At 50.2% G+C, this 223-nt stretch carries 1 pseudogene; it reads left to right on the top strand.

From position 1 onward, the window contains the following. Positions 1–20: 20 nt before the first annotated feature. Positions 21–223 (top strand): annotated as a pseudogene (locus LD028_RS09980) (glycosyltransferase); the annotation flags it as partial.

The following is a 223-nucleotide window of genomic DNA, read 5'->3' on the forward strand; positions in this document are numbered from 1 at the left end:
GAACGTGGGGAGCGCGGGGAGTGTTGCTGACTGGACTGTTGTTCGTCGCATCGTTTTACGAAACGAATATTCAACATTATATCCATCATCCCAAGCCAAATTTCGAACTGGCATTGCTTCAGCAGACCGCCCAAATGCCTGTTCATGGATACGAACTGTTTATGTACCATCCGTTGCACGAGAAGGGTCGCTGGCCGCAAAATGCGGTCTTGACAGCAGAGCT

The sequence above is a fragment of the Anoxybacillus sp. LAT27 genome (genome assembly GCF_022030075.1).
Classification (GTDB): domain Bacteria; phylum Bacillota; class Bacilli; order Bacillales; family Anoxybacillaceae; genus Anoxybacillus; species Anoxybacillus kestanbolensis.